18 protein-coding genes are annotated in these 19,516 nt (G+C 69.4%); 6 read left to right on the forward strand and 12 right to left on the reverse strand.

Going from position 1 to position 19,516, the window contains the following annotated elements:
* Window positions 1-119 precede the first annotated feature (119 nt).
* The 9 genes from ftsY to uraD are packed head-to-tail and all read right to left on the reverse strand — an operon-like array spanning window position 120 to window position 9,807.
* Complete coding sequence (gene ftsY, locus OG947_RS02675) at window positions 120-1,520, reverse strand: signal recognition particle-docking protein FtsY (RefSeq protein WP_027505007.1); 1,401 nt, start codon at window positions 1,518-1,520, stop codon at window positions 120-122.
* Between the two features lie 4 nt (window positions 1,521-1,524).
* Window positions 1,525-5,148, reverse strand: a complete 3,624-nt coding sequence (gene smc / locus OG947_RS02680) for a chromosome segregation protein SMC (protein WP_328813048.1) — start codon at window positions 5,146-5,148, stop codon at window positions 1,525-1,527.
* A gap of 29 nt (window positions 5,149-5,177) precedes the next feature.
* The gene (locus OG947_RS02685; protein WP_027505005.1) at window positions 5,178-5,462 is read right to left on the reverse strand and encodes an acylphosphatase; all 285 of its coding nucleotides are present in this window, start codon (window positions 5,460-5,462) and stop codon (window positions 5,178-5,180) included.
* Entirely contained in the window at window positions 5,459-5,869 is a 411-nt protein-coding gene (locus OG947_RS02690; RefSeq protein WP_328813049.1) for an OsmC family protein, read from the reverse strand. Before OG947_RS02690 ends, OG947_RS02685 begins: the two co-directional genes overlap by 4 nt.
* Before the next feature lie 13 nt (window positions 5,870-5,882).
* Window positions 5,883-6,647: an IclR family transcriptional regulator gene (locus OG947_RS02695; RefSeq protein ID WP_027505003.1), complete on the reverse strand. Its 765-nt coding sequence runs from the start codon at window positions 6,645-6,647 to the stop codon at window positions 5,883-5,885.
* A gap of 36 nt (window positions 6,648-6,683) precedes the next feature.
* Window positions 6,684-8,057 (reverse strand): nucleobase:cation symporter-2 family protein, encoded by a 1,374-nt coding sequence (locus tag OG947_RS02700; protein WP_328813050.1) that lies wholly within the window; start codon window positions 8,055-8,057, stop codon window positions 6,684-6,686.
* A 9-nt stretch (window positions 8,058-8,066) separates the two neighbouring features.
* On the reverse strand, window positions 8,067-8,960 hold the full coding sequence (pucL, locus tag OG947_RS02705; protein WP_204867885.1) for a factor-independent urate hydroxylase: 894 nt from the start codon (window positions 8,958-8,960) through the stop codon (window positions 8,067-8,069).
* A gap of 2 nt (window positions 8,961-8,962) precedes the next feature.
* Complete coding sequence (uraH, locus tag OG947_RS02710; protein ID WP_307092609.1) at window positions 8,963-9,301, reverse strand: hydroxyisourate hydrolase; 339 nt, start codon at window positions 9,299-9,301, stop codon at window positions 8,963-8,965.
* On the reverse strand, window positions 9,298-9,807 hold the full coding sequence (gene uraD, locus OG947_RS02715; RefSeq protein ID WP_328813051.1) for a 2-oxo-4-hydroxy-4-carboxy-5-ureidoimidazoline decarboxylase: 510 nt from the start codon (window positions 9,805-9,807) through the stop codon (window positions 9,298-9,300). The genes uraH and uraD overlap by 4 nt, the downstream gene beginning before the upstream one ends.
* A 158-nt stretch (window positions 9,808-9,965) precedes the next feature.
* Here uraD and OG947_RS02720 point away from each other — a divergent pair, with 158 nt between their 5' ends.
* From OG947_RS02720 to alc, 6 genes are read left to right on the forward strand one after another with little or no spacing between them, the layout of a single operon-like run.
* Window positions 9,966-10,373, forward strand: a complete 408-nt coding sequence (locus OG947_RS02720) for an allophanate hydrolase-related protein (RefSeq protein WP_222637729.1) — start codon at window positions 9,966-9,968, stop codon at window positions 10,371-10,373.
* Window positions 10,370-11,182 (forward strand): hydroxypyruvate isomerase family protein, encoded by an 813-nt coding sequence (locus OG947_RS02725; protein ID WP_328813053.1) that lies wholly within the window; start codon window positions 10,370-10,372, stop codon window positions 11,180-11,182. Before OG947_RS02720 ends, OG947_RS02725 begins: the two co-directional genes overlap by 4 nt.
* A gap of 9 nt (window positions 11,183-11,191) precedes the next feature.
* The gene (locus OG947_RS02730; RefSeq protein ID WP_204867894.1) at window positions 11,192-12,076 is read left to right on the forward strand and encodes a 2-hydroxy-3-oxopropionate reductase; all 885 of its coding nucleotides are present in this window, start codon (window positions 11,192-11,194) and stop codon (window positions 12,074-12,076) included.
* Window positions 12,073-13,872, forward strand: coding sequence for a glyoxylate carboligase (gene gcl, locus OG947_RS02735; RefSeq protein WP_328813055.1), 1,800 nt, complete (start codon window positions 12,073-12,075; stop codon window positions 13,870-13,872). Before OG947_RS02730 ends, gcl begins: the two co-directional genes overlap by 4 nt.
* 2 nt (window positions 13,873-13,874) lie before the next feature.
* Window positions 13,875-14,996 carry a glycerate kinase gene (locus OG947_RS02740; protein WP_328813056.1) on the forward strand — a complete coding sequence of 374 codons (1,122 nt, stop codon included), beginning with the start codon at window positions 13,875-13,877 and terminating at the stop codon, window positions 14,994-14,996.
* Complete coding sequence (gene alc / locus OG947_RS02745; RefSeq protein ID WP_328813057.1) at window positions 14,993-16,018, forward strand: allantoicase; 1,026 nt, start codon at window positions 14,993-14,995, stop codon at window positions 16,016-16,018. Before OG947_RS02740 ends, alc begins: the two co-directional genes overlap by 4 nt.
* 37 nt (window positions 16,019-16,055) lie before the next feature.
* Here alc and OG947_RS02750 read toward each other — a convergent pair whose 3' ends face one another.
* The 3 genes from OG947_RS02750 to OG947_RS02760 form a co-directional block, all read right to left on the reverse strand.
* The gene (locus OG947_RS02750) at window positions 16,056-16,907 is read right to left on the reverse strand and encodes a type IV toxin-antitoxin system AbiEi family antitoxin domain-containing protein (protein WP_328813059.1); all 852 of its coding nucleotides are present in this window, start codon (window positions 16,905-16,907) and stop codon (window positions 16,056-16,058) included.
* 91 nt (window positions 16,908-16,998) lie between these two features.
* Window positions 16,999-18,072: an XdhC family protein gene (locus OG947_RS02755; protein ID WP_328813060.1), complete on the reverse strand. Its 1,074-nt coding sequence runs from the start codon at window positions 18,070-18,072 to the stop codon at window positions 16,999-17,001.
* Window positions 18,072-19,514 (reverse strand): NCS2 family permease, encoded by a 1,443-nt coding sequence (locus tag OG947_RS02760; protein ID WP_027504991.1) that lies wholly within the window; start codon window positions 19,512-19,514, stop codon window positions 18,072-18,074. Before OG947_RS02760 ends, OG947_RS02755 begins: the two co-directional genes overlap by 1 nt.
* Window positions 19,515-19,516: the final 2 nt, after the last annotated feature.

Here is a 19,516-nt window from a genome sequence, read left to right on the forward strand (position 1 = left end):
GGTGTGAACGCACAGCCGAATCATGTTGCGACCGTGTTGCGTCTCGGTCTTTTCACCCGATTCGGCCGCCGAGGACTCGACGAGAGTCGAATTCTCGGCGGCCCGAGCGGGGCTCGCGGTCAGCCGAGAAGAGCGTCGACGAACGCGCCGGGCTCGAACGGAGCGAGGTCGTCGGCGCCCTCACCGAGGCCCACGAGCTTCACCGGGACACCGAGTTCACGCTGCACCTGGAACACGATGCCGCCCTTGGCGGTGCCGTCCAGCTTGGTAAGCACGACGCCGGTGATGTCGACGACCTGAGCGAAGACCCGGGCCTGCGCGAGACCGTTCTGACCGATGGTCGCGTCGAGCACGAGCAGGACGTCGTCGACGGGCGCCTTCTTCTCGATGACGCGCTTGACCTTGCCCAGCTCGTCCATCAGTCCGGTCTTGGTGTGCAGTCGGCCCGCCGTGTCGATGAGCACGGCGTCGACTCCGTCGGCGATGCCGCGCGTCACGGCGTCGAACGCGACGGCGGCCGGATCGGCGCCCTCCTTGCCGCGCACCACCTCGGCGCCCACGCGCTCGGCCCACGTCTGCAGCTGGTCGGCCGCCGCGGCGCGGAAGGTGTCGGCCGCGCCCAGCACGACCCGACGACCGTCCGCCACCAGGACGCGGGCGAGCTTGCCGGTCGTCGTGGTCTTGCCGGTGCCGTTGACGCCGACGACGAGCAGGACCGACGGCCGGTCACCGTGCGGCAGCGCACGGATCGAGCGGTCGAACGACGGGGTGAGCTGCTCGATCAGCACCTCGCGCAGCAGGGCGCGGGCCTCGGGCTCCGTCCGCACGTTGCGCACGGCCATCTGTTCACGCAGCGTCGCGACGATCTCGGCGGTCGCCGCACTCCCCAGGTCGGCGACGAGGAGGGTGTCCTCGACCTCCTCCCACGAGTCCTCGTCGAGGTCGCCGCCACCGAGCAGTCCGAGCAACGACCGGCCCACGGCGTTCTGCGATCGAGACAGTCGACCGCGCAGTTTGGTGAGGCGGCCCGACGTGGGCTCGATCTCGTCGAGCACCGGAGCGGAGCTCGCCGGTTCTGCGGGCGTCTCCTCCTCCACCGGAGGGACGACCACGGGCGGGGTCTCGACAGGCGGTGCCTCCGTGGCCGGAGCGGGCTCGTCGAGCACCGGGTCGGGCAGCGAGATGTCGGTGATGCCCCGCTTGGGTGCGTCGCGAGGAACCGACGCGTCGTCACCGACCCGCGGCTGATCGTCGGTGTCGGTGCGCTCGAGGGTGGGTTCGGGGATCGGTTTCCGGGGCGCCGGCGTGGGCGGAGCCGCCGTGCCCTGCGAGAAGTCGAATCCGGTCCCGGCCTTGTAGCCACCCGATCGGTCGACCTCGCGGACCTGCTCGGTGGTGTCCGGACGGGCCAGGGAGATGCGGCGACGACGCTGCAACACCAACCCGACGACGAGAACGACGACGAGCAGTGCGAGGACGGCCGCCACGACGATCCACAGTTCGGTAGTCACGTCGACCATCCTGTCAGGACGGTGGCTCGGGAGTCGCCACCTCCCCCGCGGGCTCGAGGACGGCACGCTTGGGCAACCGCTGCGAGATCACCGTCGTGATGCCGTCGCCGCGCATGCTCACGCCGTACAGCGCGTCGGCCACCTCCATGGTGGGTTTCTGGTGCGTGATGACGATGAGCTGCGACTTCTCCCGCAGCTGCTCGAACAGGCCGATGAGGCGACGGAGGTTCGTGTCGTCAAGCGCCGCCTCGACCTCGTCCATGACGTAGAACGGGGACGGCCGGGCCCGGAAGATGGCGACGAGCATCGCGACCGCGGTGAGCGACTTCTCGCCGCCGGACAGCAGCGACAACCTCTTGACCTTCTTGCCCGGCGGACGGGCCTCGACCTCGATGCCGGTGGTGAGCATGTCCGAGGGGTCGGTCAGTACCAGTCGGCCCTCACCGCCCGGGAAGAGCTTGGCGAAGACGCCGACGAACTCGCGCTCGACGTCGGCGTAGGCCTCGGTGAACACCTGCAGGATGCGGGCGTCGACGTCCGCGACCACGCCCAACAGATCCTTGCGCGCCGACCTCACGTCCTCGAGCTGGGTGGACAGGAAGTTGTAGCGCTCCTCCAGGGCGGCGAACTCCTCGAGAGCCAGCGGGTTGACCTTGCCCAGCGTCGCGAGGTCCTTCTCCGCACGCTTGACCCGGCGCTCCTGCTCCGCGCGGTCGAACGGCATCGGGGCCGGGGCCACCACCTGCTCGCCGCGTTCCTTCGCCTGCTCGTACTCCGCCATCTCGAGGTCGGTCGGCGGCAGCGTGACGTCGGGTCCGTACTCGGCGATCAGGTCGTCGGGCGCGATGGAGAACTGCTCCACCACGTTCTGTTCGAGCTGCTCGATGCGGAGCACCGCTTGCGCCTTGGCCACCTCGTCGCGGTGCACCGCGTCGGTCAACTGCGTGGCGCGCGCGGCGAGGGCGCGAACCTGTTCCCGCGTCCGGTCCAGCTCGGCCGCTCGGTCGGAACGACGGCGAGCCAGTTCGTCGCGGCGCACGGCAGCGTCCGCCACGACGCGCTCCAGCCGTCCGGCGACACGAGTCCCGGCCTCGGCGACCGCGGCGGCCACCGCAGCGGACTGCACGCGGCGTGCCCGTGCCCGCTCGGCCCGCGCACGGCCTTCTCGTTCCATCCGTGCCTGCCGACGGAGCTGGTCGGCCTTGCCGCGGACCGAGTCGGCGCGCTCCTCGGCGGTGCGTAGGGACAATCTGGCCTCGACCTCGACGGACCGCACCTCGGTGACCGCTGCGGCAGCGTCCTCGCGGGCCCGCGCCCACTCCTCCGCCTCACCGTCCCCGTCGGCGTCGCCGCCCTGGTCGTCCTCGGCCCGGCGCACGCGCTCCTCCAGTTCGGCGAGCGCGGTCACCGCCTCGTCCCGCTGATGCTCGGCCCGTTCGCGCTGGGACTGCAGCCGGGTCGACTCGGCATGCGCGACACGGGCGACCTGGCCCAGTCGGCCGAGTTGCTCGTACACCGCGGACATCGCGGCGTCGGACTCCGTGAGCGCGGCCAACGCCTGATCGGCGGCCTCCCGGCGGTCCGCCTGTTCGGCGAGCGCCCCGGACAGCGCCGCGGCGAGTTCCTCGGTCCGACGCTCCGTCGCCGCCAGTTCGGTCACCGACTCGTCGATGGCCGCCTGCACCTCGAGCGTGCTGGGTCGACGGTCCGACCCACCGGTGATCCACCCGCGCCCCACCAGGTCGCCGCCGCGTGTCACGACGCGCACGTCGGCGCTGTCCTCGACCAGGGCGGTGGCCTCCTCCAGCGTGTCGACGACGCTGGTGCCCGCCAACAACGAGGCGAGCGCGCCGCGCGCCGACTCGGACGCCTCGATCACCGACAGGATCGAGGTGCCGGAGCCGATCGTCCGCTCCTCGGACGCCGCGCCCGTGGGGTAGACGATCGCCGCGCGGCCGGCGTCCTCGCTCTTGAGCGCCGACACCGCCTCGCGGGCGTTCTCGACCGACGAGACCACCACGGCGTCGGCCGCGGCTCCCAGCGCCACGGCCACCGCCACCTCGTAGCCCGGCCGCACGGTGAGGTGATCGCCCAACCTGCCGACGACGCCGTGCTGTTGCTTCTCCCCCAGCCACGCACCGCCGTCGCCTCGTTCCAGGTTCATCGTGAGAGCGTCGATCCGGGCGCGCAGCGATGCCACTCGCTGGCTCGACTCCCGTTCTCCCGTCTGCAGTTCCGCGACGCGGGCGTCGGCGATGGCCAGTGCCTCGACAGCATTCTCGTGCTGCGAGTCCAGTCCCGCCTCACCGGCGTCGAGTTCGCCGACCTTCTCCTGGACGATGTCGAACTCGGCCTGTGCGGCGTCGCCGCGGTGCCTCGCGTCCTCGATCGCGGTCGCGAGACGGGCCACCTCCGTGTCGTACGACTCGGCCCGAGCGCGCAGCCCGTCCACCTGACCGGAGAGCCGCGCGAGGCCCTCCCTGCGGTCGGCGACGGCGCGCACGGCAGCGGCGTGGGCGCGCTCCGCGTCCGCCGCGGCCGCTTCCCGTTCCGCGAGCTGCTCCCTCGCGGCATCGAGGGTGGCGCGCGCGAACTCCACCGCCTCGGTCAGCTGCAGCTCTTCCTCGGCGACCCGGTCCGCACGCTGCTCGAGCTCGTCCGGGTCGGGACCGCGGCGGTCCTCCGGCTCGTCACCGAGGTGACGTGCCCGCTCGGTCGCGATGCGCACGGTGGCGCCGACACGCTCGGCGAGAGCGGACAGCTGGAACCACGTCTGCGCCGCCGCCTCCGCGCTCGGGGTGAGTCGCGCAAGGTCCTGCTCGCCCTCGGCCAGCACCGCCTCGCCCTCGGCCAACGCGTCCTGGACAGCGGCGTACTCCTCGCGAGCCTTCGTCTCGTCGTGCGACTGTTCCGCCAGTTCGGTCCGGCGTGTCACCAGATCGTCGGCGGCGATGCGCAGGCGCGCGTCGCGGAGGTCCGCCTGCACGGTCTGCGCGCGCCGGGCCACCTCGGCCTGTCGGCCCAGGGGCTTGAGCTGCCGACGCAGTTCGGTGGTGAGGTCCGTCAGACGCGCGAGGTTGGCCTGCATGGAGTCGAGCTTGCGGACGGCCTTCTCTTTGCGCTTGCGGTGCTTGAGGACGCCGGCGGCCTCCTCGATGAAGGCGCGCCGGTCCTCCGGCCGCGACTCGAGAATGGCGGCGAGTCGACCCTGACCGACGATGACGTGCATCTCACGGCCGATGCCCGAGTCGCTGAGCAGTTCCTGGACGTCCATCAGTCGGCACGAGCTGCCGTTGATCTCGTACTCGCCGGCACCGTCGCGAAACATGCGGCGGGTGATCGAGACCTCGGAGTAATCGATCGGCAGCGCGCCGTCGCTGTTGTCGATGGTCAGCGTCACCTCGGCCCGGCCCAGCGGGGCGCGTCCGGACGTGCCGGCGAAGATGACGTCCTCCATCTTGCCGCCGCGCAGCGCCTTCGCGCCCTGCTCCCCCATGACCCACGTCAGGGCGTCCACGACGTTCGACTTGCCGGACCCGTTGGGGCCGACGACGCAGGTGATGCCGGGCTCGAAACGCAGAGTCGTCGCCGAGGCGAAGGACTTGAAGCCCTTCAGCGTCAGACTCTTGAGGTGCATGGCGGTTCAGACTACCCAGCCCTGCTCTCTCAGCGTTCGACGAACCCGTCGAGTCCGCCGCGCGCGGATTCCCAGTTGTCCACCACGGTGGTCACCGAGCCCGGGGTGTCACCCGATCGCAGAGCGGCGAGCAGCGCCTCGAGATCAGCTCGATCTCCCTCGGCAACCACGTGCACCCGGCCGTCGGACGTGTTGGTCGCTGATCCGACGAGCCCGAGTTCCAACGCGCGCGACCGCGTCCACCAGCGGAAACCGACGCCCTGGACACTGCCGTGGACCCACGCGCTCAGCCGTTCGAGGTCGACTGCCGTCACTCCTCGACCTCGATACGGAGGTCCACCTCGGTGCCCGCCTTCAACGTGCGCCCCACCGTGCACACCTTGTCGACGGCCTTGGTGACGACGGTGAGCAACCGTTCCCTGGCCTCCGGATCGAGGGCGCTGAGGTCGACCGTCAGCACCTCCTCGAGCCGCGGGTAGCGCTCCTCGTCACGATCGGCGACGCCCGACACCCGGACGGTCGCGTCGTAGTCGTCACCGAGCCGGCGGGCGAGGGGACGGTCGGAGCTCATGCCCGTGCACGCCGCGAGAGCGATCTTGAGCAGCTCACCGGGAGTGAAGACACCCTCGATGTCCTCGGACCCGATGAGCACTTCGGCACCGCGCGAACTCTTGCCGGTGTAACGACGTGTCCCGGTGCGATCGACCCACAGTTCAGCCATGGATCGAGTCTAGTCAGCGGCGACCGAGACCGTCCGCGGCCAGGTCCTTCGCCAGTCGTTCGGCGGCCGAGACGAGCAGTGGCACATAGTCGTTCGCGGTGTCGGGGGTGACGCGGGCGGACGGGCCCGCGATCGAGATCGCGGTGAGTGTCGGGGCGCCTATCACCGGAACCGCGAAGCACCGCACCCCCACTTCCTGCTCCCCCTCGTCCACGGAGTACCCGCGCTCGCGGATCACGGCGAGATCTGCGAGGAGCGCCGCGGGTGTGGTGTGAGTGTTGACCGTCTTCGGCGCCATCCCCGTCCGGGCGAGCAGTGCGAGCACCTCCTCGTCGGGCAGCTGCGCGAGCAACGCCTTTCCCACCCCGGTGCTGTGCGGGAACACGCGCTGACCCACCTCGTTGAACATGCGCATCGCATGCTCGGACGGCACCTGCGCGACGTACACGGCCATGTCGTCCTCGAGGAACGCCATGTTGGACGTCTCGTGCGTGATCGACACGAGCTCCGCCAGATAGGGACGAGCCCACGAGCCGATGAGCTTGGCGGATCGCTCACCGAGGGCGATGAGCCGTGTCCCCAGGGCGTACCGGCGCGACGGGAGTCGGCGTGCGTATCCCAGCGCCACCAGGGTCTTGAGCAGACGGTGGATGGTCGGCATCGGCAGCTCGGCCGCCTCGGCCAGCTCGCTGACACCGACCGACCCGCCCGCACCGGCCATGATCTCGAGAAGGTCGAACGCGCGCTCGACCGACTGCACGCCGCCACTGGACTCCATGCCGCCGAGCCTATTCCACCAGGCGGAAGAAACGGCTCATTCCCTTCGCTCGACCACGATGGGTGGTGCCGCTGCGACCACCGACGGCGACGACCGTCGACCGGCAGTGATCTCGTTGAAGAAGATGTTGAGGATCACCGCGACGATGCTCGCCGCGCTGATTCCCGAGTCGAACACCACGTGCACCCACTCCGGGAACGCCGACCAGAACCCGGGCACGGCGATGGGAAGCACGCCGAATCCGATGGCCACGGCCACGATCACGAGATTCAGGTTGCCGTCGAAGTCGACCTTCGACAGGGTGCGAATGCCGCTCGCCGCCACCGAACCGAACAACACGATGCCGGCGCCGCCCAGCACGGGCAGTGGTACCGCGGCGACGAGACGTCCGAGGACGGGAAACAACCCGAGCACCAGCAGGACCGATCCACCGGCGGCCACCACGAACCTGCTCTTGATACCCGTCACCGCCACGAGGCCGACGTTCTGTGCGAAGGCACTCGCGGGGAACGTCCCGAAGATCGGGGCAACAGTGGTGGCGAGCATGTCGGCCCGGAGACCGTCCCCGACGCGGCGGGAATCGACGTCGGTGCCGACGATCTCACCCACCGCGAGGATGTCGGCCGTCGTCTCGGTCATGATCACGAGGATGACCACGACCATCGAGATGATCGCCCCGATCTGGAAGACGGGCGTCCCGAAGGCGAACGGCTCCGGGAGACTGAAGATCGCGCCCCTGCCCACGTCACCGAAGTCGGCCTCGCCGACGAGCGACGCGACGATCGTGCCGACGACGATGCCGATCAGGATGGACAGGCGCGACACTGTGCCCTGCGCGAACCGGCTGACGACGAGGACGACGAGGAGACTGACACCGGCCAACCCGATGTTCGAGGTCGACCCCCAGTCCGGCGCGGACTCCGTCCCACCCATGGCCCACCGACAGGCCACGGGCAGCAACGAGATTCCGATGACCGTGATGATGGTGCCGGTGACCACCGGTGGGAAGAAGCGGACGATCCTGCTGAAGAACGGTGTGACGAGGATGCCGATGGCACCGGCGGCGATGATGGCGCCGAACACCGCGTTCAGCCCACCGGGCCCACTCGCGACGGCCACCATCGTGGACACGGAGGCGAACGAGATGCCCTGCACCAGAGGTAGCTTGGCGCCCACGAACGGCAACCCGAGTGTCTGGAGCAGAGTCGCCGCGCCGCTGACGAACAGGGCCGCCGACACCAGGATCGCGATGTCGGTACCGGACAGACCGGCGGCGCCGCCGACGATGAGCGGAGGCGCGATGACCCCGCCGTACATCGTCAGGATGTGTTGCAGGCCGTAGACGTAGGTCTTGCCGAGACTCAGCCGCTCGTCCTCCGGGCGGGCGGGATCGTGCGCTGCGCGTGTCATCGCCGTCTCCTAGCAGAATCCGGGAACGGTGTCCCACGCCCGGCCGGCGTCGGGGGCGTCGTCACGTTCGACGGTGGCCTCGATGAGCCCGTAGGGCCGGTCCGCGGCGTAGAACACCTCGCCGGGGTTGTCGAGCCCGAACGGTTCCAGGTCGACGAGGAAGTGGTGTTTGTTGGGCATCGAGAATCTGATCTCACCGATCTCGGGATGCGCCTCCAGAACTTTCGTCCCCATCTGGAACAGGCTCTGCTGCAACCCCAGTGAATGCACCGTCGCGAAGGTCTCGAGCATGATGGAGCGGACGTCGGTGAACGTCTTGTCGAAATCGAGCTCGGTGGTGAGGTACCGCCACCGTGCACTCACCGAGGTGGCGAGGATGCGATCCGTCGTCTCCTGCAGAGTGGTGTATCTGTCGGTGGGGAAGCCCCAGAACTCCGAGCCCGTCGACTTGAGCACCACCAGATCGCTGAGGCCCGAGACGATCCAGGTGTCGTCGCCGTCCACGGTCACGATGGTGGTGCGCTTCTCGTCGCCGGCACGGACGAAGGAGTGATCGTGCCCTTCCGGTCCCGTCGGGATGCGGTCCCACGAGTACTGCTCTATCTCCCAGCGGCCGCCGGTGATCCAGTCGAAATCGGTGGTGAAGTGCCGCCCGAGACGCAGCGCGAACTCCTCGATGGCACCGATCCCGTGGCGTGCGAACGCGTACACGGTGTTCTTCTGTGTGTCGGTCGCGACGACATGACCGTTGTCGCCGTCGGTGTGCGCCGCGGACAGATCTCCTCGCAACTGCGACGTGACCGAGATGTCGGTGATGCGGTGGCGCGGGGTCTCCCTGTCGATGCGCACGAGGCGGCATTCGGCCTTGCCGTACTGGTTGGCTCCGAGAACGATCGTGCTCATGTCTAGCTCCCTCGATAGGTCGTGTACGCGAACGGGCTGAGAAGAATCGGTACGTGGTAGTGCTCGTCGGCGGAACGGATGTCGACGGCGATGTCGATCCGTGGATAGAAGGTCGGACGGCCCCCGCGCGCGAAGTAGGACGCGGTGTCGAAGGTCAGCCGGTAGACGCCCGGTTCGAGGCGGGCGGGACCGAGATCGGTGATGCGCCCCTGCGCGTCCGTCACGCGCGAGGCCAGGGTCACGCCGTCGCGTTCACGCACCAGTACGACCGACACGCCCTGTGCGGGAACCCCATCGGCTGCATCGAGTACGTGCGTCGTGACGTGAGCGGGCTCGGTCACAGGACACCCGGTCCCAGGAGCCGCACAGCGGCGATCTGACGCAGAGCGTCCTCGATTTCGCGGAGTTCGGTCGACTCGTCGTGACCCAGTCGCCGATCGAGCTCGGCGAGCACGTCGGAGGCACTCCGGCCGGCCGCTCTGACGAGGAACACCCGACCGAATCGCGATTCGTACTCCTCGTTGCCGGCGGCGAGCCGAGCGACGACCCGCGCATCGGAGCTGTCCACGCCGGACTGCTCCGAGCGTGCGAACGCGGCGCCGGCGTCGTCACCGACGGGCCGGTCCCCGATGCGCGGATGGTGCCGGAGCGCACCGTCGATCTCGGCGGGCGTGAACGGGGCGGCCACCGACATCACCGCGGTGTGCAGCGATCTCTCGTCCGCGAAGGGCGTCAGCGCGAGCAGCGCCCGGCCCCACCGGGGGATGTCGAGGCAGTGACGGAGGTGCTCTTCTCCGCCGTCATTCGCGCGGCTCTTGGATTCCGTATCGCGAAACAGCAATTCCATAGAACGAAGAGTGACAGCGGTCACACGCGCTGTCAACCTTCGATCTGCAGCGCCTCGCACGGCACGGCCGAGGGGGTTGACATCCCTACTGTGACCCGTGACACTCGACGCATCCGCGGAATACTTATTCCACATTACGGATTCTGGAGGTCCATTCGATGGCTCGACTCTTCTGCAACGGCGACGCTATGCGTGGTGGCGTTCTGCACCACAACGTCGCCGCCCACACCTTCCTCGGCACCGTGCGCACCACACCCGACTACCGCTTCTACTCGGTACGGGACGAGTTCCCGGCCCTGGTTCTCGCCCCGGACGGCGGCGCCGCCATCGAGGGTGAGCTGTACGACGTCCCGATGAATGACATCCGCGCTCGGTTCCTGCCCGACGAGCCCCCCGAGCTCGAACTGACGGTCGTGCAGCTCGAGAACGGAGATTCCGTTCTCGCCGTGGGTCTTCGGCCCGGCATACTGCTCGACGACCACACGGGCCTGACGGACATCACCGCCGCCGGCAGCTGGCGGCGGTACCGCGGGCTCACCGCCCCGTCGTCCGGCGACGTCTCGTGAGCGGCCGCGAGACGTGGACGTACGCGGTCAACTGCTCGATCCTGTTGACCGAGGTGCCCCTCCTCGAGCGCCCTCGGCTCGCTCGGGATCTCGGCTTCGACGCCGTCGAGTTCTGGTGGCCCTTCGCCTCTCCCGTGCCCGCCGACCGCGAGGTGGACGCCTTCGTCACCGCGGTCGAGGATGCCGGGGTCCGACTGACCGGGCTGAACTTCGCCGCGGGCGACATGCCGGCCGGTGATCGGGGAATCCTGTCAGACCCGGCACAGATCGCGGCGTTCCGCGACAACATCGACGTCACGGTCGGAATCGGTGAGCGACTCGGTACCCGAGCGTTCAACGCGCTCTACGGCAATCGGCTTGAGGGGGTCGATCCCGTCGAACAGGACCGCGTCGCCACCGACAACCTGGTGGCCGCCGGCACCGCCGTCGCCCGACTCGGTGGAGTCGTCCTGATCGAGCCGGTGAGCGGAGCTCCCGCCTACCCGCTGACGACGGCCGCGGACGCGGTCGCCGTGATCGATCGGGTCGCCGCCCGCGGCGTCGACTCGCTCCGACTGCTCGCCGACCTGTACCACCTCGACGTCAACGGTGACGACGTCGCCGCGGTCATCGACACCCGGGCCGCCCTGATCGGACACGTCCAAATTGCTGACGCGCCCGGTCGCGGTGCACCCGGCAGCGGCGCCCTCGATCTGGACGCGCACCTCGCGCGCCTCGCCGAGAACGGCTACCGCGGTGTCATCGGACTCGAGTACAAGGCCGCTCGGGACACCGCCTTCGACTGGCTCACCCACTCGCACTCCACGTAAGGATCCGCCATGAGCACCATCGCATTCATCGGACTCGGCATCATGGGCAGCCCCATGGCCGTCCACCTCGCACATGCCGGCCATCAGGTGGTCGGGTACAACCTCACACCCGACCGCACCGCACCACTGGTCGAGGCCGGCGGCACCGCGGCCGAGTCGATCGCCAAGGCGGTGACCGGCGCGGACGTCATCGCGGTCATGGTGCCCGACTCCCCCGACGTCCAGGACGTCCTCACCGGCGAGGGCGGGGTGTTCGACAACGCACCTGCAGACGCCCTGATCATCGACTTCTCCAGCATCCGACCGGACGTCACCAGCGCGCTGGCGCAGGAGGCCCGGTCACGAGGGTTCCGCATCATCGACGCGCCGGTGTCCGGCGGTCAGGCCGGCGCCGAGAACCGGGCCCTGTCGATCATGGTGGGCGGCAGCGCCGAGGACGTCGAGTCGGCCAGGCCCATTCTCGACGTGGTGGGCTCGACCGTCGTCCACGTCGGACCCAACGGCTCCGGGCAGACCGTCAAGGCCGCCAACCAATTGATCGTGGCCGGCAACATCCAGGTGCTCGCGGAGGCGATCGTCTTCCTCGAGGCCTACGGCGTCGACATGCGCGCCGCCGTCGAGGTTCTCGGGGGCGGCCTCGCCGGATCGGCAGTCCTGAAGCAGAAGGCACAGAAGATGCTCGACCGATCGTTCGAGCCCGGGTTCCGGATCGACCTGCACCACAAGGACCTCGGCATCGTCGGCTCCGCGGCACGCGAGGCGGGTGTCGTCACGCCGATGGGTGCCCTGCTCGCCCAGCTGATGGCGTCGGCACGCGCGAACGGTGACGGCGGACTCGACCACTCGGCCCTGTTCCGCGGCGTCGAGCAGCTGTCCGGGAAGGCGAGCCGATGACCCGCATGCGCGCGGCCGACGCCGCGGTGAAGATTCTCGAACTCGAAGGCGCCACCACCGCGTTCGGTCTGCCCGGCGCCGCGATCAACCCCTTCTACTCGGCCATGCGGGCGCACGGCGGGATCCGGCATGTCCTGGCCCGCCACGTCGAGGGCGCGTCACACATGGCGGAGGGATTCACCCGAGCGAAGGCCGGCAACATCGGCATCTGCATCGGCACCTCCGGGCCGGCCGGCACCGACATGATCACCGGTCTCTACTCCGCGATGGCGGATTCCGTTCCCGTACTGGCCATCACGGGCCAGGCACCGGTGGCCCGACTGCACAAGGAAGACTTTCAGGCCGTCGACATCGCGTCGATCGCCGCACCGGTGACGAAGATGGCCATGACGGTCCTCGAGCCCGCGCAGGTGCCCGGCGCCTTCGCGCAGGCGTTCCACCTGATGCGGTCCGGGCGCCCGGGGCCCGTCCTGATCGACCTGCCCATCGACGTGCAGATGGCCGAGATCGAGTTCGACCCCGACACGTATCAGTCACTGCCGGTGCACAAGCCGCGTGCCTCGCGGGCACAGGCCGAGAAGGCGATCGACATGCTGCTCGCCGCCGAGCGACCGTTGATCGTCGCCGGCGGCGGCATCGTCAACGCCGACGCGTCGGACCTGCTGGTCGAGTTGGCCGAGGTCCTGAACGTCCCCGTGATCCCCACGCTGATGGGCTGGGGCACCATTCCCGACGATCACCGGCTCGCCGCGGGGATGGTCGGGCTGCAGACCTCGCACCGTTACGGCAACGCGACGCTGCTCGCCTCGGACTTCGTCATCGGCATCGGGAACCGGTGGGCCAACCGACACACCGGTGGCCTGGACACCTACCGCGGGACGCGGACGTTCGTGCACGTCGACATCGAGCCGACTCAGATCGGACGGGTGTTCGCCCCCGACTACGGCATCATCTCGGACGCTGCGGCAGCACTGGAACAGTTCGTCGCCGTCGCACGGGACCGTCGCGCGGCCGGTGCGCTCCGCGACCTCACTGGCTGGGTGGAGGAGTGCGCGACGCGGAAGCGGACCATGCAGCGTCGCACGCACTTCGACGACGTCCCGATCAAGCCGCAGCGCGTGTACGAGGAGATGAACCGCGTCTTCGGCCGGGACACCCGCTACGTCACCACGATCGGGTTGTCGCAGATCGCCGGGGGGCAGTTCCTGCACGTGTACGAGCCGCGCAACTGGATCAACTGCGGCCAGGCCGGGCCGCTGGGATGGACGATCCCCGCGGCGCTCGGTGTGGTCGCGGCGGATCCGGGCGCACCCGTCGTGGGTCTCTCCGGCGACTACGACTTCCAGTTCATGATCGAGGAGTTGGCCGTCGGCGCACAGTTCAACCTCCCCTACGTGCACGTGCTGGTGAACAACTCGTACCTCGGTCTGATCCGGCAGGCCCAGCGCGCCTTCGACATGGACTTCTGTGTGCAGCTCGGGTTCGACAACATCAACCACCGCGACCCGGTCGACGGTGAACCGGGCATCCCCAAGGGCTACGGCGTCGATCACGTCGCAGTCGCGGAAGGGTTGGGATGCAAGGCGCTGCGCGTCACCGACCCGGATGCGATCGCGGAGGCACTCACCTCGGCTCGCACCCTGGCGGCCGAGCACAAGGTCCCCGTCGTCGTCGAGATCGTGCTCGAACGCGTCACCAACATCTCGATGGGCACCGAGCTCGACAACGTCGGCGAGTTCGAGGACCTCGCACAGTCGTCCGCCGACGCACCCACGGCACTGCTGATGTTGGACTGAGGATGCCGCGCGTTCTCGTCTCTCCCGACAAGTTCAAGGGATCGGCGACGGCGATCGAGGTCGCCGATGCTCTGGCCGAGGGCATCGCGACCACCGCACCGTCGTGGGACGTCGTGCGACTGCCGGTGGCGGACGGCGGCGACGGCACGGTCGACGCCGCCGTCGCCGCCGGGTGGGACCGCGTGCCCGTGTCCACGACCGGTCCGACGGGCATGCCTGTCGACTCCTCGTACGCGCGGCGGGGAGCCACCGCGGTCGTCGAACTCGCCTCCACGGTGGGATTGTCCTTACTACCGGGCGGAACCCCGAATGCTCTGGCGGCGAGCACGTTCGGACTCGGAACCATCATCTCCCACGCGCTTGCCGCCGGAGTGCGGACCGTGGTCATCGGGCTGGGCGGCAGCGCCTCCACCGACGGCGGCGCCGGCATGCTCCGCGGACTGGGTGTGCGCATCCTCGACGCCCGTGGCCGTGAGATCACCGGCGGCGGTGCGGCGTTGCGCGAGGCGGCGACGTTGGATCTCGACGCGATGACGTCCGCGGTGGCCGGCGTCTCCTTCCAGCTCGCGTGCGACGTCGACAATCCACTGCTCGGCCCGGCGGGCGCCACCGCCGTGTACGCACCACAGAAGGGCGCCGGCCCGGACGCAGTGCGTGTCCTCGAGCAGGCGATGACGCGATGGGCGGAGGTCGCGGGCGCTGCCCACGCCGATCGGCCCGGTGCGGGCGCAGCCGGCGGAACTGCCTTCGGCGCGATGGCAGTGCTGGGGGCGACGGTGCGGTCCGGGATCGATACCGTGCTCGACCTGGTCGACTTCCGTCGCCGGCTGGCGTCGGCAGACCTCGTGGTCACCGGTGAGGGATCGCTGGACGAGCAGAGCCTGCACGGCAAAGTCCCGGTCGGCGTCGCCCACGTCGCCCGCGACGAGGGCATCCCGGTGATCGCCGTCGCCGGCCGAATCACGCTCGCACCCGATCGCCTACTCGACCACGGCATCGTTCGCTCCTACTCGCTCGCCGATCTCGAACCCGATCTCGCCGCGTCGATGCGCCACGCTCCGACGCTGCTCCGGCGGATCGGCGCGACCATCGCCACCTCGTACCTCACTGAAGGAGTTTCATGACCACCGCTGCGTTCACCGCCCACGTCGACCTCGCCTCCCGAGCCTTGGGAGGAAGCGTCAGCGCGGCGAACGACGAACTGTTCGCCCAGCGGGAGAACCTGATCCGGCCGGAACCCCCATTCTTCGACCCCCACGACTTCGGGCACAAGGGCAAGGTCTACGACGGGTGGGAGACACGCCGCCGCCGCGACGACGGACACGACTGGGCGATCGTCCGACTCGGTGCCGCCGGCATCGTGCACGGCGTCATCGTCGACACGGCACACTTCCTCGGCAACTACCCGCCGTTCGTGTCCGTCGACGGGGCCTGCGTCGAGGGCCACCCGTCGAGCGAGGAGCTGGAGAAGGCCGACTGGCACACCCTCGTCGAGAGATCGCCGGCACTCGGCGGCACCGCGAACGCCTACAGCGTCGACGATCACCACCGGTGGACACATGTGCGCCTCAACATCTTTCCCGACGGGGGCGTGGCCCGACTCCGGGTGCACGGCGAGGTGGTCCCGGACCCGAGGTTCCTGACGGGGACGGTCGACCTGCTCGCCGCGGAGAACGGCGCTGTCCTGACGGAGTGCTCCGACGCGTTCTACTCCTCGCCGGCCAACATCATCATGCCGGGCCGCGCCCGCAACATGGGTGAGGGCTGGGAGAACGCGCGACGACGACACGGAGGCAACGACTTCGCGGTGTTCGCACTGGCGGCCGCGGGTGTTCCCCGCCACCTCGAAGTGGACACGAGCTACTACGTCGGCAACCCCCCCAGGTGGGTCCGTGTCACCACCGTGGATGCGCGCACCGCCGACGTCCGCGACGAGGGCGCGTGGCACGAACTGCTACCGCGAACGGCCGTCGCTCCGGACACACGGCACCGGTTCGCCCTGGATACCTCGCCTGCCGCGACGCACCTGCGTCTGGACGTCTACCCGGACGGTGGACTGTCGCGGCTGCGGCTGTTCGGTGAGCTCGACGACGCCTCGGCCACCGCGGCCCGCGAACGCTGGTCGTCCTCGCGTCCCAGCGAGTAGCGCTGGCTTGTGTGCAGTGATCCGCGGATACCGCGGATCACTGCACACGATCGACGAGCGCGCGGATCTCCGCGATCACGTCGCCGGGACGCTCGGTCAGGTCGCGCCAGGTGTAGCGCAGCACCGTCCACGACGCGCTCAGCACGTTCTGCCGGATACGGTCACGCTGGAAGGCCGCGCTGTCGGAGTGGAATGCCCACCCGTCGATCTCGATCGCCAAGCGCTGCAACGGGAACGCGATGTCGAGCACGTACCCGCCGAACGGATGGTTCACCACCCACCCGCGGAGCCCGGATACGGTGAGCAGGCGAACAACGAGTCGCTCCGCCTCCGATCGAGCGCCGGACTCGGCCGCCCGCAACAACCGCTCTGCTTCCGTGCTGCCGTGTCGTCCGCGATTGCGGTCCTGCGCCCGCCGTAGGCCCAGAAGAGTCGCGTGCCGCTGCAGCTGCCGGTCCATGACCTCCTGGCCGAGAACGACGGATGCCTCGAGCACCGTCAGCGCCAGACCGGAGACGCGGACACGGCGGACCTCGACGATGTCTGCCGCATCGAGAGTGCGGCGGCGCAACCGAACCCCCGGCGCGGGGCGTCCCGACGCGGTGAGCGGAACGGTGACCTCGACCAGCGGCGGGAGATGCGTCGTCAGGCCCAACCAGAACGCGGCGCTCGTCCCGGTGAGCACTCCGCTGGTGGTCGACCACACTGCGCACCGCACCCGCGCTGTGTCGGTGAACGGTCGGTCGAGGGCGACGTACACGCCGGGACTCACCCGTCGCCACCGTCCCGAGCGGACTCGTCGTGCGAGAGCGTCCGAGCTCAGGCCGGCAGCTCGAGCGTGTGCGGACGTGACCACGCCGTCCTGAGCCGCGAGCAGTCTGTCGATCACGAGTGGTTCGACGCGCAGGGCGGCACGGTCGTTCCCGGTCCGCCTGTGTGCAGTGATCCGCGCCCACCGCGGATCACTGCACACAACTCGGCTACGCCTGACGACGGTCGGGCACGGTCGCGTGGTGGATCGGGCCGTCCCCGAGTGTCAGGGACATGCCGCTGCCGCCGCGCCGCGCTGCCACGAACTCCGCCGCGATGGCCACCGCGGTCTCCTCGGGTGTACTCGCACCCAGGTCGAGGCCGACGGGTGACCGCAGTCGAGACAGCTCGGTCTCGGTCATCCCCACCTCGCGCAGCCGTGCCAGCCGGTCACGGTGGGTTCGTCTGGACCCCATCGCCCCGACGAACGCCACCGGCAACCTGAGCGCGACCTCGAGCAGCGGCACGTCGAACTTCGCGTCGTGGGTCAGGACGCACACCACCGTGCGCGCGTCGACCTCGGTGCGCGCGAGATAGGAGTGCGGCCATTCGGCGATCACCTCGTCGGCGTCCGGAAACCGTGCCCGTGTGGCGAACACCGGGCGCGCGTCGCACACCGTCACGCGGTAGCCGAGGAAGGTACCGAGCCGGGCCAGAGCGCCGGCATGATCGATGGCACCGAAGACGAGCAGTCGCGGCGGCTCGGCATACGACGCGACGAACATCTCCACACCGGGTCGGCAACGAACGGAACGGATTCCGGTGGTCCCGGTGTCCAGCATGGCGCGGGCCTCGTCGACCGCGATGCGCTCGATGTCGGCGAAGCCGGTCGATCCGACGTGCCGGTCCGGCCGCACGGCCAGGACCGTGCCGACGGAGTCGAGGAGCTGAACGGTGGCGACGGCGCCGTCGAACGACCGCAGGACCGCGGGGTCGGGCGCCGGCGAGACGAACACCTCGATCTCGCCCCCGCAGGTGAGCCCGACGGCGAACGCGTCGTCGTCGCTGTAGCCGAAACTCCGGCGGACCGCGACGCCGGTCTCCAGGACCTCCTCGCAGAGCGCGTAGACGGCACCTTCGACGCAGCCGCCCGACACGCTGCCCACCACCCGCCCGTCGGAGGCGACGGCCATCGCGGCACCGGGTGACCGGGGCGCGCTGCCCGAGACGGCGACGACGGTCGCGACGGCGTACGCCAGTCCCGCGTCGTGCCAGGCCATCAACCGGTCCGCGATGTCCCGCATCAGGAGATGCCCAGCGCTTCCTCGATGGGGTGCAGTGCGAAGTACACGACGAACACCGCGCTCATGACGTACAGCAGCCAGTGCGTCTGCCGCACCTTTCCCTTGGCCAGGCGGATGATCGTGTAGGACAACACCCCTGCCGCCACACCGACCGTGATCGAGTACGTGAAGGGCATGAGCACGATGGTCAGGAAGGCCGGGATCGCGATCTCGGTGTCCTCCCAGTCGATCTTGCGGACGTGGGTCATCATCAACGCGCCGACGAGGACCAGGGCAGGTGCTGCCGCGCCGACCGGGACGACGCCGGCGAGTGGTGTGAAGAAGATGAGGCTGGTGAGCAGTCCACCGGTGACCACGCTGGCCAGTCCCGTGCGAGCACCCTCCGCGACTCCGGCGGCCGATTCGACCACCGCGGTGTTGGCGGACCCGTTGATCGCGCCGCCGAGGATGGCGCCGATGCCGTCGACGGTGAGGATGCGGCTCAGTCCGGGCAGCCGCCCCTGTTTGTCGACGAGCCCGGCCTCCTCCCCCACTCCGAGGATGGTTCCCATGGCGTCGAAGAAGCCCGAGAGCACCAGCGTGAACAGCACGACCGAGGCGGTGACGACGCCGGCGCGGGCGAAGCCGCCGAACACGTCCACCTCGAACAGCAGGTCGAATCGCGGTGTGGCGACGATGGAATCGGGTACCGAGGGCACCACGGGACCCCATGCGCGTGGGTCGATGTCGACCACGGAGTTCAGCACGATGGCGAGGTTGGTGGCGACGAAGATGCCGATGAGCATCGCACCGGGGACGCGCCGGACGAACAGCACCATCATGACCACGAGGCCGACGCAGAACACGAGGACCGGCCAGCCTGCGAGCTTGCCGAAGATTCCGAGTGTGACTGCGGTGGAGGCGTTGTCGCCGTAGCCGACGAACCCGGCGTCGACGAGACCGATGAGAGCGATGAACGCTCCGATGCCCACTCCGATGGCCTGCTTCAGCACGCGCGGGATCGCGTCCATGATGAGTTGGCGGACACCGGTCAGCGCGAGGACGACGATGATGACACCTTCGAGGACGACGAGACCCATCGCCTGGGGCCAGGTCATGAACGGCGCGGCCTGGAACACCACGATCGGCGTCACTCCCAGCCCTGCCGCCATGGCGAGCGGCGCATTGCCCACCACGCCCATCAGCACGGTCGTCAGCCCCGCCGACAGCGCGACCATGGTGCTCAACTGTGCCGGGTCGAGGGTCGCACCGGTGACGTCCTGCGCGTCGCCGATGATGAGCGGGATCAGCACGATCAGGTAGGCCATCGCGACGAACGTCGTGATGCCACCGCGGATCTCACGGGTGATCGTGGAGCCGCGCATCGTGATGGAGAAGAACGTGTCGAGCCGGGAGCGGCGCCCGCCGCTGCCCACCGTCGTCGCGGGATCGAGTTTCGTCATGA

The organism is Rhodococcus sp. NBC_00297 (genome assembly GCF_036173065.1).
In the GTDB taxonomy this organism is placed as follows: Bacteria; Actinomycetota; Actinomycetes; order Mycobacteriales; family Mycobacteriaceae; genus Rhodococcoides.

Coding starts and splice junctions, on each gene's coding strand:
- OG947_RS02695 (WP_027505003.1), bottom strand. CDS start 6,647: ATGGAGTCCAGTGGCGGCGTGCAGTCGGTCGAGCGCGCGTTCGACCTT.
- gcl (WP_328813055.1), top strand. CDS start 12,073: ATGACCCGCATGCGCGCGGCCGACGCCGCGGTGAAGATTCTCGAACTC.
- OG947_RS02700 (WP_328813050.1), bottom strand. CDS start 8,057: ATGACACGCGCAGCGCACGATCCCGCCCGCCCGGAGGACGAGCGGCTG.
- OG947_RS02720 (WP_222637729.1), top strand. CDS start 9,966: ATGGCTCGACTCTTCTGCAACGGCGACGCTATGCGTGGTGGCGTTCTG.
- uraD (WP_328813051.1), bottom strand. CDS start 9,807: ATGGAATTGCTGTTTCGCGATACGGAATCCAAGAGCCGCGCGAATGAC.
- OG947_RS02740 (WP_328813056.1), top strand. CDS start 13,875: ATGCCGCGCGTTCTCGTCTCTCCCGACAAGTTCAAGGGATCGGCGACG.
- smc (WP_328813048.1), bottom strand. CDS start 5,148: ATGCACCTCAAGAGTCTGACGCTGAAGGGCTTCAAGTCCTTCGCCTCG.
- OG947_RS02690 (WP_328813049.1), bottom strand. CDS start 5,869: ATGGCTGAACTGTGGGTCGATCGCACCGGGACACGTCGTTACACCGGC.
- alc (WP_328813057.1), top strand. CDS start 14,993: ATGACCACCGCTGCGTTCACCGCCCACGTCGACCTCGCCTCCCGAGCC.
- pucL (WP_204867885.1), bottom strand. CDS start 8,960: ATGAGCACGATCGTTCTCGGAGCCAACCAGTACGGCAAGGCCGAATGC.
- OG947_RS02755 (WP_328813060.1), bottom strand. CDS start 18,072: ATGCGGGACATCGCGGACCGGTTGATGGCCTGGCACGACGCGGGACTG.
- OG947_RS02760 (WP_027504991.1), bottom strand. CDS start 19,514: ATGACGAAACTCGATCCCGCGACGACGGTGGGCAGCGGCGGGCGCCGC.
- OG947_RS02730 (WP_204867894.1), top strand. CDS start 11,192: ATGAGCACCATCGCATTCATCGGACTCGGCATCATGGGCAGCCCCATG.
- ftsY (WP_027505007.1), bottom strand. CDS start 1,520: ATGGTCGACGTGACTACCGAACTGTGGATCGTCGTGGCGGCCGTCCTC.